Origin of the sequence: Shigella sp. FC1544 (genome assembly GCF_001722145.1) — a bacterium.
In the GTDB taxonomy this organism is placed as follows: Bacteria; Pseudomonadota; Gammaproteobacteria; order Enterobacterales; family Enterobacteriaceae; genus Escherichia; species Escherichia coli.
Map to the genome: position 1 here is coordinate 1 of NZ_MECT01000214.1, position 2,569 is coordinate 2,569.

1 protein-coding gene, 3 pseudogenes and 1 other annotated feature are annotated in these 2,569 nt (G+C 52.7%); of the genes and pseudogenes, 3 read left to right on the top strand and 1 reads right to left on the bottom strand.

The features are described 5' to 3' along the window. The 3 pseudogenes from BGK49_RS26770 to BGK49_RS30425 all read left to right on the top strand — a co-directional run. Positions 1-660, top strand: a pseudogene (locus tag BGK49_RS26770) (IS3 family transposase); the annotation flags it as partial. After that, positions 253-369 (top strand) — a sequence feature (AL1L pseudoknot). (Overlaps the previous pseudogene by 117 nt.) Before the next feature lies 1 nt (position 661). Then, a pseudogene (locus tag BGK49_RS26775) lies at positions 662-1,028 on the top strand (IS3 family transposase); the annotation flags it as partial. Continuing rightward, positions 956-1,435 (top strand): annotated as a pseudogene (locus BGK49_RS30425) (reverse transcriptase/maturase family protein); the annotation flags it as partial. The pseudogenes BGK49_RS26775 and BGK49_RS30425, both read left to right, overlap by 73 nt. A 758-nt stretch (positions 1,436-2,193) precedes the next feature. On the opposite strand, the gene BGK49_RS30735 reads toward BGK49_RS30425, so the two are convergent. Then, positions 2,194-2,569, bottom strand: a 376-nt coding sequence (locus tag BGK49_RS30735) for a hypothetical protein (protein ID WP_206779272.1), incomplete at its 5' end; no start/stop codon positions are given.

Sequence of the window (2,569 nt, forward strand, 5' to 3'; positions counted from 1 at the left end):
AAGTCCGTCAACGGGCAGTCCGTATGGTTCTGGAAAGTCAGGGCGAATATGACTCACAATGGGCGACAATTTGTTCCATTGCTCCAAAGATTGGCTGTATACTGGAGACTCTGCGTGTCTGGGTACGCCAGCATGAGCGGGATACCGGGGGCGGTGAGGTGGGCTCACCACCGCTGAACGTCAGCGTCTGAAAGAGCCGGAACGTGAAAATCGTGAACTGCGCCGCAGTAACAATATCCTTCGCCTGGCTTCCGCTTATTTTGCAAAGGCGGAGTTCGACCGCCTCTGGAAAAAATAATGCCACTGCTGGATAAGCTGCGTGAGCAGTACGGGGTCGGACCGGTATGCAGTGAACTGCATATTGCCCCGTCAACGTATTACCACTGTCAGCAACAGCGACATCATCATGATAAACGCAGTGCCCGTGCGCAGCTCGATGACTGGCTGAAGAAAGAGATACTGCGCGTATACGATGAGAATCATCAGGTATACGCTGTGCGTAAAGTCAGGCATCAGTTGTTACGGGAAGGTATCAGAGTGGCCAGATGCACTGTGGCACGTCTCATGGCGGTTATGGGGCTTGCCGGTGTTCTCCGGGGTAAAAAGGTCCACACTACCGTCAGCCGGAAAGCCGTTGCCGCAGGCGACCGCGTAAACCGTCATCAAGGCAATGTGCCGCGTACTCCGGGTGGCCCGCAGCGGCTGGTATACGTGGTGTCAGCGGCGGACAAGGATAAACACACGTCAGCAGTTCCGTCAGCACTGCGACAGCGTTGTCCGCAAGGCTTTTACCCAGTCCAGCGTTACGGTGCCCCACGCCTGACGGATGAACTGTGTGCTCTGGTTACCACTTTAACGTAAAAACCGTGGCAGCCAGTCTGCGCCGTCAGGAACTGAGCGCAAAAGCCTCCCGGAAGTTCAGCCCGATCAGTTACCGTGCACACGGCCTGCCTGTATCAGAAAATCTGCTGACGCAGGATTTTTACGCCAGTGGCCCGAACCAGAAGTGGGCGGGAGACATCACGTACTATTACAGCTCACCGACTGCGGGGAAACACGGGGCGCCGGGTTATTGAAGGTGACCTGTCCAGCTACTTCGACACAGTACATCACCGGCTGCTGATGAAAGCCGTCTGCCGCAGGATCAGTGATGCACGTTTTATGAGACTGCTGTGGAAAACGCCGTGTTGATGTTGGTCTCTTCCGGGCGGTCAGTGAAAGTATGCCACAGGGCGGTGTGATCTCGCCGTTGCTGTCGAACATCATACTGAATGAGTTCGACCAGTATCTGAATAAACGCTACCTGAGTGGAAAAGCCAGAAAGGATCGCTGGTACTGGAATCACAGTATCCAGCGAGGCCGAAGTACTGCTGTCAAAGAAAACTGGCAATGGAAACCTGCCGTTGCTTACTGTTGCTATGCCGATGACTGTGTGCCACGAAGGCGCGTCCTGGGGACGTGAGTCCCTGTGCAGCCATGCGGCACAAGAGATGAGGGAAGGCCCCTCGGTGTCGGCGTGCAGGCGCAGGCACCAAACCATCCACTGCTGCTGCATTTAAGAGATGTGGTGGTGAGCGAGATGGGAAAAGGTCGGACGTGAGCCGATCAGGTATGGTTCGAAGAGACGAACGAAAGTGAACCGCTGATGATGTGTCGAAAGCATATAGATGATGTCAAAACAATGGTGGAGTCGTTCCTGTGGGATATGTTTACTGCCTGCGCGGCATCCGGCATAAAAGCGGCGTGAAGTCGATTCAGGCTCTTGTGGGGAACGTGGACCTGTCACCCCGATGTGAAGGGAGAAGCGCAAGTGGAAGCCCCATGAGCGCCAGAGTACCAATGCGGGGTACAGGGACGGAGCACCAAGCGATTGCGCAGTAAACATGCTTGACAACTTAATTGGGGCCCCTCTTCCTTTTATGGTGTAATTGTTTGATTGAATACTTCCGGGGATTTCAGTATGAAATGAAGTATATTTAATATACTTTACAAAAAGTTTGTATTAGTGGAATAAGGACAATAGTTTATCCAAACTGCCAAGCCCCTTTATTATAAGTAAGATCTGGTACTAAATAAGCGTTCTAAACCGCCCCGAGTAGGCGGCCTGACGGCTGCGGCTTGTCATGGCCTGTGATTACCGTTATAAAAACAGACAATATCATTGTCTTTCAGGTAGTTATATGGCCCGTTCAGCTAAACCACGCAAACGAAAACCTGCACCTCAAAGAAGCAAACTCCTCCGCTATGTCGTAAAACTTCACGAAGATGATTTTTTTTGACGAAGAAGAAGCTGAGGTTCTGCGCTTTGATAATTTTGACGATGCCGTTGAGTGTTGCGCAGACCTGAATATTCCGTTCTTTGTGGATGCCGGAAACAAAAAGCTGGTCTTCTGGTTTGTACGTGTTGATGACGAAGGGTATCCGGAAATCGCCCGCTGCACGGAGCGGGAATTTGCGACCATTCTTTCCGGTATCAGCGCCGGCGGTATGTACTGCCCGGAGTGTGGCACGGTTCACTGGCCGGACGGAGTCGCCCCGCCCTTCTGATGCTTCCCCGTTTTGCCGATAT